Below are 17,175 nucleotides of genomic sequence, written 5' to 3' on the forward strand. Positions count from 1 at the left end.
ATGACTGAAATAAATTTCGTCAAGCTCTTATAAAGTATAAAAAATTAAAAAACAATGTGAAAGGTGATGGGAAACATGAGTATTGGACAGGTTAGAAAAAATAGGCTTTTAGTATGGCTAATGTGCTGTACATTTTTATTTACACAAGCAATCTTTTTCTTAATACCAGCTAAGAAAGTATCAGCAGCCGAGGAATATGTGAGAATTAAAAATGTTTGGCAACAAAATTATTTATATGAAGACAGCAATCAAGTTAAATATGGAAACATTAGTCTAGATGATGAGTCTTCTCAATGGCTCATTGAAGATTCTGGCAGTGGCTATGTCAGGATTAAAAATAAAAAAACGGGAGATTATATGAATATTGAACACTTGCAAAGTTATGTAGAATGTACATCTATATACTCAACATGGGATAGTGCAAAATGGACAATAGAAGATGCAGGAAATAGCCAAAAACGTATTAAGAGTGTATGGCAAAGCAATAACTATATCCATATTCAAGATTTAAAAGGTTATGCACAGCAGGGGACTGCAGACCAAGAATGGGATAGTGCTAAATGGATATTTGAAAATGTAGATAATGGAGGAGAAACTCCAACAGACCCTAATAACCCTCCAACAACAGATCCAACTGACCCAACAAATCCAAGTAATCCAACACAGCCAGAGGACCGTGGAGCAACAATGCCTTATACAAGATATGAAGCTGAAAATGCTGCATTAGGCGGTGCAGCTTCAGTGCGTCAAGCTCCTGATTTTAATTATGCACATACTGCGTCAGAGGCTTCAAATCAAAAGTATGTAGCTCTTCCTTCAAATGGTTCTTATGTAGAGTGGACAATAGATAAAGGCGGAGCAGGCGTAGATATGAGATTTACAATGCCTGATTCAAATGATGGTATGGGATTAAACGGATCATTAGATGTTTATGTAAATGGTACAAAGGTTAAAACTGTTGCATTATCATCCTATTGGTCATGGCAATATTTTAGTGGAGATCAGCCGCAAGATGCACCAAGTGGTGGAACTCAAGCTGCATTCCGTTTTGATGAAGTGCATTTTAAACTAGATAGTGCTCTCCAATCTGGGGATAAGCTTAGAATCCAAAAAACAAATGGTGACAATATAGAATATGGGATAGACTTTGTTGAAGTTGAACCAGTTCCAGCAGCTATTCAAAAACCAGCTAATGCTTATTCAGTAACAGATTATGGAGCAGTTCCAAATGATAATAACGATGACCTTTCAGCGTTTAACGCCTGTGTAAATGCTGCAGCTGCGGCTGGAAAAAGTGTGTATATACCTGAAGGTACGTTTAATTTAAGTGGTATGTGGACAATAAATGCTAATAATATTACAATTACTGGTGCTGGCATTTGGTATACAAATATTCAGTTCACTTCGCCAAATGCTGCAAGTGGAGGTATATCTTTTAGAGTAACAGGAAGTGTTGATTTTAGTAATGTATATTTAAACTCTATGCTTAGATCGCGTTATAATCAACAAGCAATATATAAATGTTTCATGGATGACTTTGGTACTAACTCAAAAATTCATGATTTCTGGGAAGATCATTTTGAATGCGGTTTTTGGGTAGCAGATTACGCTCATAATCCAGTAACCGTTGCAGATGGTTTGACTATTTCAAATGGACGTATAAGAAATAACTTAGCTGATGGAGTAAACTTCTGTCAAGGAACTAAAAACTCTACAGTCCAAAATTGTAGTGTAAGAAACAATGGTGATGATGGACTAGCAATGTGGCCAGATAGCACTATGGGAGCACCAATGGAAGTAAATAATACATTTAAATATAATACAATAGAAAATAATTGGAGAGCAGCAGGCATTGCAATATTCGGCGGCTCTGGGCATAAAGCAACTAATAACTATGTTAAAGACTGTTTTATGGGTTCGGGTATTAGATTAAATACTGTATTTCCTGGGTATCATTTTGAAAACAATGCAGGAATAACATTTTCAGATACTACTATAGTAAATAGCGGCACAAGCAAAGATTGCTATAATGGTGAACGTGGTGCTATTGATTTAGAAGCATCAAATACTGGCATCAGTAATATTACATTTAATAATATAGATATCATTAACGCTCAGAGAGATGCTATACAGATAGGATATGGCGGAGGTTTTAGTAATATTAATTTTAACAATATAACTATTGACGGAACAGGTAAGGATGCAATTACTACTTCAAGATTTTCACAACCACATGATGGTACTGCAATTTTTGTTTATACAAGTAATGGATCAGCTAATTTCACTAATCTTACACTAAAGAATATTGAAGCTTCTAATCCTTATCTTGTTCAAAATGGTTTCAATTTAAATATTAAGTAACACTATTTTAAGATAATAGTTCTGCAAATACTTGGTCAGTTGATAAAAACATTGTTTTAGCTGATAGTTATTAATTATTACTAGATTTAGGAAGATAAAGAATATAACTACCTAAGTTCTTAAAGATAAATGCATAAGGGATGTCTCACCTAGAAGTTATTTTCTAGTCTGAGACATCCCTTTGCAATTATAAATTCTCAATAATTCATTTTTTTAAACGATCGCTATGCAATTTTCTTAATTGATTCTATATACTTTTGAGCTTTTATAGAATTATATTTCCCTTCCCACTTTGATATAACAACTACTGCTAAAGAATTACCTAGTACATTTACAGCAGTTCTAGCCATATCAAGTATACGATCTATTCCTGCTATAAAAGCTAAACCTTCGGCTGGAATACCAACAGAACCAAGAGTAGCTAGAAGAACTACAAAAGATACTCCTGGTACGCCTGCTATACCTTTTGAAGTAAGCATTAATACAATCATTAAATTAATTTGGGTAGGTATAGATAAATTAATACCATATAATTGAGCTATAAATATAGCTGCAATAGCTTGATAAAGGGTAGAACCGTCCAAATTAAAAGAATAACCTGTTGGTACTACAAAAGTTGCAATGGCTTTAGGACATCCGAATTTCTCCATCTTCTCCATGATTTTAGGTAGAACTGTTTCGGAACTTGCAGTACTATAAGCAAGTATAAGTTCGTCTTTTAATATTCTTATGATTGAAAAAATACTTGTCCCAATTAATTTCGCAATTAATCCAAATACGACTAGTATAAATAAAATCATTGAACTGTAAGTAGTTAGTATTAATTTTCCTAGTGGAATTAACGATGAAAGTCCAAACTTAGAAACTGTTACACCAATTAAAGCGAATACACCAAAAGGTGCTGTCTTCATTATTTGATTTGTTACCCAAAACATTGCATCAGCTGTACCTTGAGCAAATTGTATAACGGGTTTTCCTTTTTCACCAATTGCAGCAGCTCCTAAACCGAACATAACTGCAAAGAAAATAACTGGAAGCATATCCCCCTTTGAAAGTGAATCAAAAATATTAGTAGGCACTATATTTATAAATGTATCTGCAAAGCTATGATGAGATACATTTTCTGCAGTACTTACATAAGTATCAATGCTAGACTTTGCAAGGTCTTGCATATTTATTCCTGTACCTGGATGCACTACGTTGGCTATGAAAAGTCCTAGAATAATAGCAATAGTAGTTACTACCTCAAAATAAAGAAGAGTTTTTCCTCCAAGTCTACCTACTTGTTTAATGTCCCCTGTTCCAGCAATACCTACTACAAGGGATGAAAAAACAATTGGAACCACTATCATTTTAATTAGTCGTATAAAAATATCTCCAATAGGCTTTAGATATGTCTCAACAGCTGGATTGCCATAAAACAATCCGCCTACTATAATTCCAAGTATAAGCCCAACAAGAATTTGTAAAGCTAAGCCAAATTTTATTTTCTTCATTCATATTCTCCTTCTTTTATTCTAAATTAAATAATTAAAAGCAAAATTCAATATGACATTTTGCTTCTTATAAATTGCAAATTAATATATAAACTTTAACAACACTACAAATTATAACATGATTAATGAATTCTGTCTCTATAAAAAATTCATTTTTACAAATAAGGAATATTTTTTGAGACTATTATTCAATTAATAAAAAATATTGGCATTTTATACTATTAGTTTGCTTGGTTCAACTATTATTAAGTGGAAAATTATCTTTTATACAAAAGCGTTAGCTTAAAAGTTTTAGTAACTTTATAAATTAAAGAAATGGAAATATGTGTCGAAGATATAGATATAACTAACAGTGTTTCTACAAAAGCTGAAATGTGATAAAAAACTATAATGGAGGAATATTATATGAAGTATTTAAAAAGAATGAAAATCTCACATAAATTAATTTTATCGTATGTGGGTATTGCGGTTCTCATTTTTATAGTTGGAGTTATTGGTGCATTAAACATGGATAAAATAAATACGAATGCTAATTCTATGTTTGACAATAATCTACGTTCTATTGAAATTCTTGATAACATAAAAGGCGGATTATTAGAAAATAGAGGACAAACATTATTGCTTGTTAATCAGGCTAACAAAGAGCAGCTAAGTCAAATAGAGGATAATATTACTCAAATTAAAACTCAAGTTGATGGATATAAAAAACAATATGAGGCAATGAATGTAACAGAAGACGAAAAAAACATGTATAATTCTCTTTCAAATGATCAAGCTTCCTTTAGAAAATTACGTGATCAAATAGATAGCTATGTAAAGCAAGATGATTATGAGAATGCACAAAAGATTTTTGTAGAAGCAAATGAGTATAATGAACGGATGGTTGATACTATAAACAAACTTATAGAGTATTCCGCAAATGAAGCAGAAAAAGCAAACAATTCTAATAAAGAGGTTTTTTCATATTCATATAAAGTTATGTTTATAATATCTATAGTAGGATTAATTATTGCATTAGGTTTTGGAGTATTAATTTCATCATGGCTTACTAAGAGATTTAGAATAATAATTAACTTTGCACGCAAATTAGGTGAGGGAGACTTAACTGATGAAATAACAATAAATGGTGCTGATGAAATTGATGATATGGCTATTTCTTTAAATAAGGCAATTAATAATATAAAAGAGCTTATTTTAGAAGTAATTAACGGTGCTGAAAATATAAGTGCATCAAGTGAAGAATTATCAGCTACAATTCAAGAGGTTTCAGCTAATATGGAAAGCATTAATGAATCCACAAAACATATTAGTGATGGAATAAGTGAATTAAGTGCGACAACAGAAGAAGTAAATGCCTCTGGAGAGGAGATTGCGTCTACTATAGGAGAAATTTCGATTAAAGCAGTTGAAGGAGATAAGGCATCTAAGGAAATAAAAATGCGTGCTGTTAATGTAAAGGAAAAAGGCACTAGCTCAGCAAAGGCCGCTAAAGAGATTTACAAAGAAAAGTATGAAAAGATAGTTAAAGCTATAGAAGATGGAAAAGTGGTAGATGAAATAAAGGTTATGACAGGCGATATAGGAAATATTGCAGAGCAGACTAATCTTTTATCCCTTAATGCAAGTATAGAAGCAGCACGAGCAGGTGAACAAGGTAAAGGCTTTGCTGTAGTTGCAGAAGAAATTAGAAAACTTGCGGAAGAATCTGCTTCTACCGTAGCACATATTGAAAATATAATAAACAATGTACAAAAAGCCTTTAGCAATCTTTCGGAAAATACAAATGAAATTTTAAATTTTATTGAGAATAATGTAAATCCAGATTATGATTTATTGATAAATACTGCAATGCAGTATGAAAAAGATGCTAAGTTCATGAGCGATATGTCAGATGAAATTGCAACATCAACTAAGATGATGTCAGAATCCATTGAGCAAGTAAGCAGTGCTATTCAAAATGTTTCAGTAACTTCAGAAGAAGCTGCTTCAAGCTCAGAAGAAATATTAGAAAGTATAAATGGGACTACAATTGCATTAGATCAAGTGTCAAAATCTGCTCAAGATCAAGCAAAATTAGCAGAACAGCTAAATAAAATTGTACAAAGATTTAAATTATAGGTTTTATAAAGAGCTCTTGAAGGAGGCATTACAATTGAATACTGAAATAGATTGTTTAGGAACAATGTGTCCAATTCCAACAGTAAAGGCTAAAATTCAGTATAAGAAGATGAAAGATGGAGATAGTGTAACTATAATAACTGATCATAGCTGCACAGTAGTAAACATTAGGGATGCATTTAATAAATATAATTGCAAGATAGAGGTAGAAGAAGAGGATGGAATTTGGGAAATTACTATCACTAAGTGATATGATGATAGTATTATTCATAAAAATAAGAAATTTTATACATACAATTTAGTTAAAAGCTATTTACACATAAAAAAATTAAAAGCTTAGAATTATGGAAACTTGTCCAACAATTCTAAGCTTTTAATTTTTTATAAATTTGAATATATAGAGATATCTCTTACTAAAAATTATGATTAGCAAAATGTTTCACATCCATATTTCTTCATATATGAAATAAATTCTTTAATATGACTTTGCTGCAATCTATTTTTTTGATATATCATACATATATTATATTTTGGCACGGAATCGTTTATTAAAACTGTCTTTAAAGAATTTGTATATAAATCCTTTTTTACAGATGTATAAGGAACTATAGATACTCCATTGTTTGCTAAAACAGATGCTTTTATTGATTCAATAGTATCCAGTTCGATATCAATATTTAAATCTTCAGGAGATATATTAGCATCAATAAACATATTGTCAATGATTTGACGAAGCATGTTTTCCTTTGGAAGTAATATAAGGGGAAGCTTAGAAATCTCAAAAAGTGATATATCATCACTTTTTATGTAATTATTTTTAGGAGAATATATGAAGACTAAATTACCAGTAAACAGATTAGTGCATTCTATCCCTTCTTTATTTATTTTAGCATCTATAAATCCTATGTCTGCACTGCAATTAGAGATATATTCAGTAATAATTTTTGTATTTTCATTTTTAAGATTGAACTTTATGTTTTTATGATTCTTTTTATATAAATGTAAGGTACAAGGAAGAAGGTATTCACCAACACTGTTACAAGAAATTATCTTTATTTCGTTCATTAGTGAATTTTTTGATTGATCAAGGTCCTTTAGCATATTTTTATAAAGATTTACAATGGTTTCAGCATAGCTTAGAGCGATTTCACCTTCTGGTGTTAATGTTACCCCTTTGTTACTTCTTATTAAAATTTGAGAATTAAGGGATTTTTCTAGAGCTTGAAGCTGCTGACTTAAAGCTGATTGAGTCATATGTAAATTTTTAGCTGCCTTTGAAATGCTATTTTGTTCAATGGTTTCGATTAAGGATATTAAACAAGTGATATTCATAAATGAACTATCCTTCCTTTTTAATTTTGTTAAAGTAATTACAAACTTTAGCTAGTACTATCAATTATTAATTTTACCAAAATATCTTGAATATAGAAAGTAAGCAGGGATATAATTATTTCTAATTTTGTATCAGAAAGATTAATGGCTAAGTTCATTATCTATATTGTATAATGAAAACGTAGAACAATGTTAGTTATTTAACAAACAAGCAAAAGGAGGTGAAAATATGGCAGAACTTAAAACAAATATCAGTAGAAAACCAAGAAAAAAGAAAGTAAATCAGATTCCATTTGGAATTGTACTTTTTATAGCAATTATCGGAGTAGGTTTTTTTATAGCTAATAATTCTCCAAGATCGGCACTTATGTGGATGCTTGGAATATTAGCAGGATTTACACTGCAGAGATCAAGATTTTGTTTTACGGCATCTTTAAGAGATCCGCTTCTAACAGGTGGGACTAGCTTAACGAAAGCAGTTATAATAGCTATAGCAATTGCGTCAGCAGGATTTGCGGCTATTCAGTTTTCAGCAGCTTCTAAAGGTGCAGCAATACCAGGAAATATTTCTCCGGTAGGAATTCACGTGATTGTAGGTGCAGTATTATTTGGAATTGGAATGGTCATTGCAGGCGGATGTGCTTCAGGTACTTTAATGAGAGTTGGAGAAGGTTTTTTAATGCAGATAATCTCACTTGTATTTTTCATAGTAGGATCGTTATGGGGAGCAAAGGACTTTGGCTGGTGGTCAAAGAACTTCATGCCTGCAAAAGGAGTATTTTTGCCAGAGCTTATAGGTTGGGTTCCAGCAATATTCTTACAATTTGCGCTTCTTTTAGGTATATACATATTGGCAGATTGGTATGGAAATAGAAAAACAGATAAAGATTGATACAAAACATGGAAAAAGAAAAAATAATATTAGTTAATTTATGATAATTTTAAGGAGGAATTAATTATGTCAGAAAAAAGATTAGATTGTTTAGGGGAAGCATGTCCAGTACCTTTAATTAAAACACAAAAGCAATTAGAAAAGATGAATGTCGGGGATGTGCTTGTAGTAGAAATTGATCATAGCTGTGCTATGAAAAATGTACCAGAATGGGCTAGAAAAGAAGGGCATAATGTTGATATTGAAGAAGTAGACGATGGAGAATGGGAAGTATATATTGAAAAGACTAAATAGTCAGATCAATATATATAAATGGTGATATTTATGGAAATAAAAAATAATGCTTATTATAAAAAATTCCTAAAAGATCCATGGACATACACTACTGGAGCAGTGATATTAGGAATAATAAATATAGGAATGTTTGCTGCAACAGGTAAAGCATGGGGAGTATCTACACCTTTCTCTTATTGGGCAGCTTGGATATATCAAGCAATGGGAGGAACACCAGAAAACTGGTTTTATTATCAACAAAAAACTAATGAAGCAGCCTTGCAAGCAGGATTTTTAAATGATATTCATTCTGTATCAGATATAGGAATTATAGTAGGTGCTTTTCTTGCTACATTATTGGCATCACAATTTAAAATTAAAAAGATTAAATCTGTAAGACAAGTTGTTGCAGCAGTGTTAGGTGGGCTTCTAATGGGATATGGTGCAAGAATAGCATTTGGATGTAATATAGGAGCTTTATTCAGTGGTGTCGCATCAATGTCATTGCATGGATGGTTATATTGGATATTTATATTTATTGGTGCATGGATTGGAAGTAAGCTTTTAGTGAAATTTTTTATGTAAATGTATAAATAGTTTATTATATTAGATAAACCTAAGATTTACCTTTGCAAAATATAAAATAACCTAGGGGGAATTACAGTGGAAAAAAAGCATGAGTACTATGACGTGGTTGTTATAGGAGGAGGGGCTTCAGGATTAACATCTGCAATATATTGTGGACGAGCAAAGCTAAAAACTCTATTAATAGAAAAATCATTAATTGGAGGACTAGCTACTTACACAAATGAGATAGCTAATTATCCTGGATTTCCAGATGGAATTAGTGGAACGGAACTTTTGAATTTATTTCATAAACAAGCTAAAAACTTTGGTGTGGATTTTAAATTGACAGATGTTAAAAGTGTAGAACTTCAAGGAGAAGACAAGATAGTTGAAACTTTTAGGGTAACTTATCATGCAAAAACTGTCATACTTTCAACAGGTGGAAAGCCAAGACTTACACAGGCTGAAAATGAAGAGAATTTCTTGTATGATAAGGGAATATCCTTTTGTGCCACTTGTGATGCAGCTTATTATACAGATAAAACTGTCATGGTTATTGGAAGTGGAGATGCTGCCATTGAGGAAGGAATGTTCTTAACTAAGTTTGCTAAGAAAGTTATTGTTTCAGTAATTCATGATGAAGGTATTATGGATGCCAATAAAATTGCACAAGATCAAGCAATGAAGAATCCTAAAATGGAATTTGTATGGAATACAGTAGTTAATTCTTTTGAAGGTGATGAAAGATTGAAAACTGTAGTACTTAAAAACATAAAGACTGAAGAACTTATAAAAGTTGATGTTGATGGATGTTTCTTATTTATAGGATATGTACCAAACACAGAAATTTTTAAAGATCAAATAGAACTAAGCAAGCCAGGATATATAAAAACTAATGAAAAAATGGAAACTAATATAGACGGAGTATTTGCCGTAGGAGATGTGAGAGATAAGTTTTTAAAACAAGTTTCTACAGCAGTAGGAGATGGTGCTATAGCAGGAGTTGGAGCAGAAAAATATATTGCTGAATCGGAAGTATTTGAAACAGAAATCATGCAAAAAGAAAAAATAGGTTTAATATATCTATGGTCACCTGTTGATGAAAAGAGTAGAGAGTTACTTTCAATCATAGAGAGTATAGAAAAAGAAACTAATGATGTCAAAGTAAATAAAATAGATGTCTATAAAAATGCAAGCTTGGCAGCAAGGCTTGGAACAACAGAATATCCAAGTATAGTTTACACTAAGAATGGTGAAATAGTTGAAAAAGATAATGATATAGAGAAAGATAAAATCATTAATAGAATCAAAGTGCTAATTGGATAATTTAAAAATGATAATGAATTTAAGATAAAAGAATATAATGAAAACTTAAAGGCAATAAACATTCAATTATGGAGTGTTTATTGCCTTTTTGTCAGATAATTTTAATAGAAGCATTTATTTATAGCAGTTTAAAACTCTGTGATATTACTTGTAATTAATTATATATAGCCTTATAGGGAACATTATTAAAAAAGCAATGATTATATTAATTAGATTAGCATTTTCATAGTAAAAAAATGTTAATATGTAAATAAATTGAAATTAGTATGATATAATTAAGTCGTATGTAATTGTATACAATAAAAGGGGATGAGTAAAATTAAAAAGCCTATTAAGAAAGTATATATGATAAAAAAAATTCAACTTACTTACATAGTCATTATTATATTCATTTGTATTGGATGCATTTTTTCATTGTATGAAAGGAATGTTATATCTAATAAATATGATGAGTTTGCAAGTGTTAATATTAAGCTTAATAATTTATCTACAGAATTTTTAAAAAGCTCAGATGCTTTTAATTCATTTATAAAAACAAAAGATGACAATGATATTATAAAATATAATGACTCAAATTATAGGATCACAGATATAATCAATGAAATTACTCCAGTTATGAAAAATGATAAAGAGAGCGGAATTTATTTAAGGATTTTATTGAACATGTTTGATAATTATAAAGATAGATCTCTTGACTTAATAAATCAAGTGAAGAATTCAAAGCAGATGGCTTCACAAATATATAATGGATTAATAGAATTGAAGACAGCAGATTTATATATTAACAATAATATAAGCCTTTTAGAAGTAGCATACTTAAATTATAGCAGTAAAGAGTATGAACTTAAGTTAATAAATTATAAGAATGAACAAATAAATATCTATAGTTTTCTAATATTGATTGTGATAATTGGCTTTAGCTTTACAATAGTGATAAGTAAGAATTTAAATAAAACTATTGGAGAATTATGCAGTTATGCAGAAGCATTATCTGCAGGAAGATGGGAAATAACTGATATTGAGGAGCAGAAATATTATGACTTGAATAGTTTAGCAAATGCTTTTAACAAAATGAAAAATAATATTAGACAGTTTATAAATGAAATAAACGAAAAAGCTGAAATAGAGAATAATTATCAAATTGAAATGCGTAAAAGTGCAGAGAAAGATAAATTGATTAAGGAAACACAGCTAATAGCACTTCAATCTCAGATAAATCCCCATTTTTTATTTAATACATTAAATACTATCGGAAGAATAGCAATGTTTGAATCAGCTGATAACACTGTAAAGCTTATAGAAGCTACATCAAGGATATTGCGATATAACTTATATTATAAAGATAAATTGGTAGAGTTAAAAGATGAAATAAATGCAATTAAAGCTTATATTACAATTCAAGAAACCCGATTCCAGGATCAGATGTCATTTGTATTTGATATAGATAATAATATAGATAGAGTAAAATTACCACCTATGCTTATACAGCCTGTTTTAGAGAATGCAATAATTCATGGTCTGCAGGAAAAGGACAAGGATGGGATAATAAGCATTTGTATAAAAAAAGAACAACAAATTATTTCTATTAAGATTAAAGACAATGGAATAGGTATGGAGAATGAAATATTAAGGAAGTTATTGGATAAGCAAACTGATGAAAAAAAGGGACTAGGAATATTAAACGTAAAAAAGAGGCTGGAACTATATTATAGCAGAGATGATTTGTTAAAAATTAGAAGTAAAAAAGCACAAGGGACTGAAGTAGCAATATTAATTCCAATTTAGGGGGATGAAAGTTATGTTAAAGCTATTAATTGCTGAAGATGAAATCTTGGAAAGAAGAGCTTTACGTTTTCTTTTAGATAAGCATTATTCTCATTGTATAGAGATAGTTGATGAGGTATCTAATGGAAGAGATGCAGTAGAAAGAGCTCTTTTACTTAGACCAGATATCATATTTATGGATATTAACATGCCCATATTAAATGGATTAGAAGCAAGTAATATTATAAAAAAGCAATGTAAGAATACAGAATTCATAATATTAACAGCCTTTAATTACTTTGATTATGCTAAAAAGGCAATAAATATTGGTGTCAGTGATTATCTATTAAAACCATTTTCTAATAATGAATTCTTTCATTCTCTTGATAAGGTTATTGAAAAAGCAGGATCTAAGGTATCTAGTGAAACTAAAAATCAAAAATTAGAGAAAAACTATAGTAAATTAATTCCATATATAGAGAAACAGGTTATTGAAGATATAGTACTTGGAGTTGCCATGCCAGAAACACAATTTAAAGAATATGCGGAAATTTTAAGCATTAAGTGTACTGAGTTTTGTTGTATACTATTTAGTCTGGATACGATTGGAAAACTTGAAGAAAAAAATGTTAGAACAATAAAGCATAAACTTAATGGGATTTTTCACAATAGCATAGTTGGATTGTGCTTAAATAACATTATTGCTTTTGTTTTCGATGAATCCTTAGGCAGTAAGATTTTAGGTGCAAGATTTAAGAGAATTTTGAATGATTTATCATATGAACTGGAATTAAATGAAGGAGAGAATTTAGCAATTAGCATTGGATCTATAAATAACGGGACTAGTAAAATGTACTATTCATATAAAGAGGCTAAAAGATCAATTCCATTAAAACAAATATCAAAAATCACAGAGAAGAAGGACATAGGGATTAACAAATATAATATTTTGTGTGGCAAAATCATAAATGAGGATTTAAAGGGGGCTAATATTGAATTTGATAATGTTTTAGATCATTTAACAATGAAAAAAGAGAATTATGATTTCTGCGTAATTAAAGAAAGTATATCTAATATGCTGAGCATTGTAATTGATAATATAAATGAATTTACAGGTAAAGACTTTGGAAAAAATTCTGTTTTGAAAGAGTTAGCTAACTTAAGTGAACTGGCAGAAGTAAGAAGTTACACAAGTATGGCAATTAAAAACTTAATAGGCTTCATAAAAAAATATAAAAAGAGCAACAATATTGATGTTGTAGAAAAAGTAAAAAAATATATAGAAACAAACTATATGAAGGAAATAAGCTTAGATACCTTAGCACAATATGTGTCTATGAGCACTTTTTATTTAAGCAGAATTTTTAGTAAAAATGAACATATGCCTATAAGGGAATATATTATAAAAATTAGAATGGATAAGGCAAAAGCTATGCTTCAAGAAAAAAATATACCTATTAAAAAAATAGCTATGGATGTTGGATATGCTGACGTAAATTATTTTAGTAAAGCCTTCAAGAAATATGAGAAAATATCTCCTAAACAATATGTACGCCAATTAGAGTAAAAATGCCCAGGTTATTTATTTTAAGGCACAATCAAAAAAATAACAGGCCAGTATACTTGTATATTTGGTCTATTATTTTCTTTCATGTGCCTAATCTGGGTATTTTTAAAATATTTCAAATTATTTAAATAGGACAAGAAATTGCATAAATTCGCAAATGGTTCTCGTTGAAAATGTTTTCAGAAAAATTTATGATTAAATCAGAAATACATAAGGGGGAACAAAAATGAGTAAAAAGAAAATTATTGCTTTAATTTCATGTGTTATGTTCACAATAGGAGTAATTTCCGGATGTGGAAATAAAACTGCTACTACAACAAGCACAGATACAGCAAAACAGGAAACTCCAGCAATGACATTAAGAATGGCTGATAATCAGCCAGAAGGATATCCTACAGTACTTGGAGATAGAGAATTTGCAAAGCAGTTGGAAGAAAAAACAAATGGAAGAATTAAAGTTGAAGTGTATATAGGTGGTCAGCTTGGAGATGAAAACAGTACTACTGAACAAGTTCAATTTGGAGCCATCGATGCTATTCGTACAAGCTGCTCACAATTAGCTCAATTTAATAACCTAATGGGAGCAGTAGCACAGCCATATTTGTTTAAAGATAAAGATCAAATGTTCAGGGCTTTAGAAGGAGATGCAGGAAAGAAGCTTCTTGATAGTCTAGAGTCTGATAGCAAAATGGTAGGCTTAGCATGGCTTGATGCTGGTTCTAGAAACTTTTACAATACAAAGAAAGATGTAAAAACGCCAGATGATTTAAAGGGATTAAAGATTAGAGTGCAGGAAAGTAAACCTATGCTTGATTTAGTTCAAGCATTAGGAGCATCACCTACGCCTATGGCATATGGAGATGTATATAGTGCATTGCAGACTGGCGTAATAGATGGAGCTGAAAATAACTGGCCAAGCTATTTGTCTACTAATCATTATGAAGTTGCAACTCACATTACAGTTGATGAACATACAAGAGTACCTGAACTTATGGTAATGAGCAAAATGACTTGGGATAAAATTAGTACTGATGATCAAAAGTTAGTAGTAGAAGCAGCTAAAGCAGGAGCTGAGGTAGAAAAGACTGAGTGGTTAAAACAAGAAAAAGAGGCTGAAGACAAAATTGCGGCTGCAGGAAAAGTCACTATAACTAAATTGGATGACAAACAAGCATTCCAAGATAAAGTTAAGTCGTTGTATGATCAACATCCAGAGTGGAAAGAAATAACTGATTTAATTATAAATACAAAATAGACTTTTAAATAAGTTAAGGCATAATCAAAAATAATAGATAAACACATTAACCTATAATTTTCTTTCATATACCTAAAAGTAAATTATATAATAAGGGAACCTGATTAAACTAAGTTAATAATCCTAAGAGGGTTCCTTTATTAATATAACTGAAGGAGTGAGATAGTATTGGATAAAGTAAAAAAGTTTTTAAATGGAATTGACCTCATTATAGAATATATTTGTTCAGGAATTTTAGTGTTTTTAGTTTGTCTTGTTTTTTCACAAGTATTTTGCAGATACGTATTAAAGTTTACGCCAAGCTGGTCGGAGGAAACTTCAGTAATTTTAATGATCTGGATGGGATTTATAGCTTGTGCAATAGGTGTTAAAAGAGGTATTCATTTAACTATTAGTGCATTGGTTGATTTATTTCCAAGAAAGATACAAAAGATTATTTATTATTTTGATGAAATTGCTGTACTTATTTTTGGTTTGATTATGATTTTTTATGGTGGACAATTAAGCAGTCATACTATGATGTCTATTATGCCAGCTACACAGATAAGAACAGGCTTTTTATATATGTGTATCCCTGTTTCGGGTGTAATGATAAGTTTTTATTGTATAGCAAGAATCATAAATTTGGTTTTAAATAGAGAAAACTAATACGGAACGGAGGAGAATTATGGTAAATACAGTAGGGATTTTAATACTATTAGGTGTGTTCTTTGTTTTATTATTATTAAGAGTTCCAATAACTTTTTCATTAGGATTATCAGCTGTTGTGGCAGCTTTATATATGCACATTTCTATTATGTCAGTAGTTCAGCAGATGGCAAAAGGTCTCAGTTCATTTTCTTTAATCACAATTCCTTTTTTTATACTTGCCGGAGAAATAATGGGTCAAGGTGGAATTTCTACAAGACTTGTTAATTTTGCAAGGGTATTAGTGGGAAGAATAAGAGGTGGACTTGCTATGGTTGATGTGCTTGCATGCTTTTTCTTTGGAGGATTATCAGGTTCATCAGTTGCAGATACAACATCCATAGGCTCAATTATGATTCCAATGATGGAAAAGGAAGGTTATGATAAAGATTTTGCAGTTGATGTCACAATTGTTTCAGCAACTCAGGGAGTTCTTGTACCTCCAAGTCATAATCTGATTATATATTCATTAGCAGCAGGTGGTTTATCAATAAGCAGTTTATTCATAGCCGGTATTGTACCTGGTGTATTTTTAGGGCTATGTGTAATGGTATTTAGTTATATTATAGCACTAAAGAGAAAGTATCCTAAAAGTGAAAGAATTCCCTTTAAACAAGGATTATCTATGTTAAAAGATGGTATTCTTGGCCTTATGACTGCCGTAATAATCATGGGTGGTATTATGTCAGGGATATGTACTGCTACAGAATCAGCAGCTTTAGCAACAGTTTATGCCTTTATAATTACATTTTTTGTTTATAGAGATGTACCTTTATCAACAATGGGAGCAATATTAAAAAAATCTGTAAAAACAATATCTATGGTAATGGGACTTATTGCTGCGTCAGCTGGCTTTAGCTATATGATTGCTGTAACTAAGCTGCCAACGTTAGTTACAAACGCATTACTTGCAGTTACAGATAATAGAATAATAATATTCATTATAATAAACATAATACTTCTATTTTTAGGATGCATAATGGATATGGCACCATTAATTCTAATTGCAACTCCTATTCTTTTGCCAGTAGTAACACGTTTTGGAATGGATCCAATTCAATTCGGCATAATATTAATGCTAAATCTCGGAATAGGATTACTTACACCTCCAGTTGGATCAACACTATTTGTAGGTTGTTCTATTGGAGAGATTTCTATAGAAAAAATCACAAAATCATTGATGCCATTTTATGGACTCATGGTTGTAGTCCTAATGATCTTAACATTTGTTCCACAGATCTCATTGTTTCTTCCTAGTCTTTTTAAATAATTTATAATATCTTATTAGTCTTATTGTGCAATTAAGTAGAACAAAAATCATATGTAGTACGATTATGATTATAAAAAGCAAAATAAATAGTGGATCCTGATTCTAAGATTTAATATTAAGCATTCTTAGTAATCAGGATTTTTTTATTCTTTAGGAATTTGTAATACAGTTAAATGAGTGGATAACTTATTGAAAAGGCCAATTAAGTAGGCTTTGTGTGTCAAAAAGAATAAAAAATAAATCTTATTCGCCTGCCAGATTTTTCTC

Annotated in this window: 14 protein-coding genes; 12 read left to right on the plus strand and 2 right to left on the minus strand. The window is 30.5% G+C overall.

Annotated elements, in window-relative coordinates; genetic code table 11:
- Positions 1-75: 75 nt before the first annotated feature.
- Positions 76-2,361: a right-handed parallel beta-helix repeat-containing protein gene (locus tag CLOBL_RS09680; RefSeq protein ID WP_207652353.1), complete on the plus strand. Its 2,286-nt coding sequence runs from the start codon at positions 76-78 to the stop codon at positions 2,359-2,361.
- 224 nt (positions 2,362-2,585) lie between these two features.
- Here CLOBL_RS09680 and CLOBL_RS09685 read toward each other — a convergent pair whose 3' ends face one another.
- On the minus strand, positions 2,586-3,857 hold the full coding sequence (locus CLOBL_RS09685) for a cation:dicarboxylase symporter family transporter (protein ID WP_077858833.1): 1,272 nt from the start codon (positions 3,855-3,857) through the stop codon (positions 2,586-2,588).
- A gap of 405 nt (positions 3,858-4,262) precedes the next feature.
- Here CLOBL_RS09685 and CLOBL_RS09690 point away from each other — a divergent pair, with 405 nt between their 5' ends.
- Together CLOBL_RS09690 and CLOBL_RS09695 are read left to right on the plus strand one after the other, a co-directional pair.
- Positions 4,263-5,975: a methyl-accepting chemotaxis protein gene (locus tag CLOBL_RS09690; RefSeq protein ID WP_179117717.1), complete on the plus strand. Its 1,713-nt coding sequence runs from the start codon at positions 4,263-4,265 to the stop codon at positions 5,973-5,975.
- Between the two features lie 34 nt (positions 5,976-6,009).
- Complete coding sequence (locus CLOBL_RS09695) at positions 6,010-6,225, plus strand: sulfurtransferase TusA family protein (RefSeq protein ID WP_077858835.1); 216 nt, start codon at positions 6,010-6,012, stop codon at positions 6,223-6,225.
- Positions 6,226-6,401: 176 nt separating this feature from the next.
- Here CLOBL_RS09695 and CLOBL_RS09700 read toward each other — a convergent pair whose 3' ends face one another.
- Complete coding sequence (locus CLOBL_RS09700; protein WP_077858836.1) at positions 6,402-7,307, minus strand: LysR family transcriptional regulator; 906 nt, start codon at positions 7,305-7,307, stop codon at positions 6,402-6,404.
- Between the two features lie 229 nt (positions 7,308-7,536).
- Between CLOBL_RS09700 and CLOBL_RS09705 the strand changes: the two genes are divergently transcribed.
- The 9 genes from CLOBL_RS09705 to CLOBL_RS09745 all read left to right on the plus strand — a co-directional run bounded on the left by CLOBL_RS09705 (position 7,537) and on the right by CLOBL_RS09745 (position 16,908).
- Positions 7,537-8,199 carry a YeeE/YedE thiosulfate transporter family protein gene (locus CLOBL_RS09705; protein WP_077858837.1) on the plus strand — a complete coding sequence of 221 codons (663 nt, stop codon included), beginning with the start codon at positions 7,537-7,539 and terminating at the stop codon, positions 8,197-8,199.
- Between the two features lie 66 nt (positions 8,200-8,265).
- The gene (locus CLOBL_RS09710; RefSeq protein WP_077858838.1) at positions 8,266-8,493 is read left to right on the plus strand and encodes a sulfurtransferase TusA family protein; all 228 of its coding nucleotides are present in this window, start codon (positions 8,266-8,268) and stop codon (positions 8,491-8,493) included.
- 30 nt (positions 8,494-8,523) lie between these two features.
- On the plus strand, positions 8,524-9,057 hold the full coding sequence (locus CLOBL_RS09715) for a YeeE/YedE thiosulfate transporter family protein (protein WP_077858839.1): 534 nt from the start codon (positions 8,524-8,526) through the stop codon (positions 9,055-9,057).
- 78 nt (positions 9,058-9,135) lie between these two features.
- Complete coding sequence (locus tag CLOBL_RS09720) at positions 9,136-10,365, plus strand: FAD-dependent oxidoreductase (protein WP_077858840.1); 1,230 nt, start codon at positions 9,136-9,138, stop codon at positions 10,363-10,365.
- 414 nt (positions 10,366-10,779) lie between these two features.
- Positions 10,780-12,150: a histidine kinase gene (locus tag CLOBL_RS09725; protein WP_179117718.1), complete on the plus strand. Its 1,371-nt coding sequence runs from the start codon at positions 10,780-10,782 to the stop codon at positions 12,148-12,150.
- A gap of 13 nt (positions 12,151-12,163) precedes the next feature.
- Complete coding sequence (locus CLOBL_RS09730; protein ID WP_179117719.1) at positions 12,164-13,696, plus strand: response regulator; 1,533 nt, start codon at positions 12,164-12,166, stop codon at positions 13,694-13,696.
- A gap of 226 nt (positions 13,697-13,922) precedes the next feature.
- Positions 13,923-14,951: a TRAP transporter substrate-binding protein gene (locus CLOBL_RS09735; RefSeq protein WP_077858843.1), complete on the plus strand. Its 1,029-nt coding sequence runs from the start codon at positions 13,923-13,925 to the stop codon at positions 14,949-14,951.
- A 168-nt stretch (positions 14,952-15,119) separates the two neighbouring features.
- On the plus strand, positions 15,120-15,599 hold the full coding sequence (locus CLOBL_RS09740) for a TRAP transporter small permease (RefSeq protein WP_179117720.1): 480 nt from the start codon (positions 15,120-15,122) through the stop codon (positions 15,597-15,599).
- 19 nt (positions 15,600-15,618) lie between these two features.
- Entirely contained in the window at positions 15,619-16,908 is a 1,290-nt protein-coding gene (locus tag CLOBL_RS09745; protein WP_077858845.1) for a TRAP transporter large permease, read from the plus strand.
- Positions 16,909-17,175: the final 267 nt, after the last annotated feature.

This window comes from Clostridium sp. BL-8 (assembly GCF_002006495.1).
Lineage (GTDB): Bacteria > Bacillota > Clostridia > Clostridiales > Clostridiaceae > Clostridium.

Excerpts from the sequence above, each read along its gene's own strand:
- CLOBL_RS09680 (WP_207652353.1), top strand. The coding sequence starts at position 76 with ATGAGTATTGGACAGGTTAGAAAAAATAGGCTTTTAGTATGGCTAATG.
- CLOBL_RS09685 (WP_077858833.1), bottom strand. The coding sequence starts at position 3,857 with ATGAAGAAAATAAAATTTGGCTTAGCTTTACAAATTCTTGTTGGGCTT.
- CLOBL_RS09690 (WP_179117717.1), top strand. The coding sequence starts at position 4,263 with ATGAAGTATTTAAAAAGAATGAAAATCTCACATAAATTAATTTTATCG.
- CLOBL_RS09700 (WP_077858836.1), bottom strand. The coding sequence starts at position 7,307 with ATGAATATCACTTGTTTAATATCCTTAATCGAAACCATTGAACAAAAT.
- CLOBL_RS09705 (WP_077858837.1), top strand. The coding sequence starts at position 7,537 with ATGGCAGAACTTAAAACAAATATCAGTAGAAAACCAAGAAAAAAGAAA.
- CLOBL_RS09710 (WP_077858838.1), top strand. The coding sequence starts at position 8,266 with ATGTCAGAAAAAAGATTAGATTGTTTAGGGGAAGCATGTCCAGTACCT.
- CLOBL_RS09715 (WP_077858839.1), top strand. The coding sequence starts at position 8,524 with ATGGAAATAAAAAATAATGCTTATTATAAAAAATTCCTAAAAGATCCA.
- CLOBL_RS09730 (WP_179117719.1), top strand. The coding sequence starts at position 12,164 with ATGTTAAAGCTATTAATTGCTGAAGATGAAATCTTGGAAAGAAGAGCT.
- CLOBL_RS09735 (WP_077858843.1), top strand. The coding sequence starts at position 13,923 with ATGAGTAAAAAGAAAATTATTGCTTTAATTTCATGTGTTATGTTCACA.
- CLOBL_RS09745 (WP_077858845.1), top strand. The coding sequence starts at position 15,619 with ATGGTAAATACAGTAGGGATTTTAATACTATTAGGTGTGTTCTTTGTT.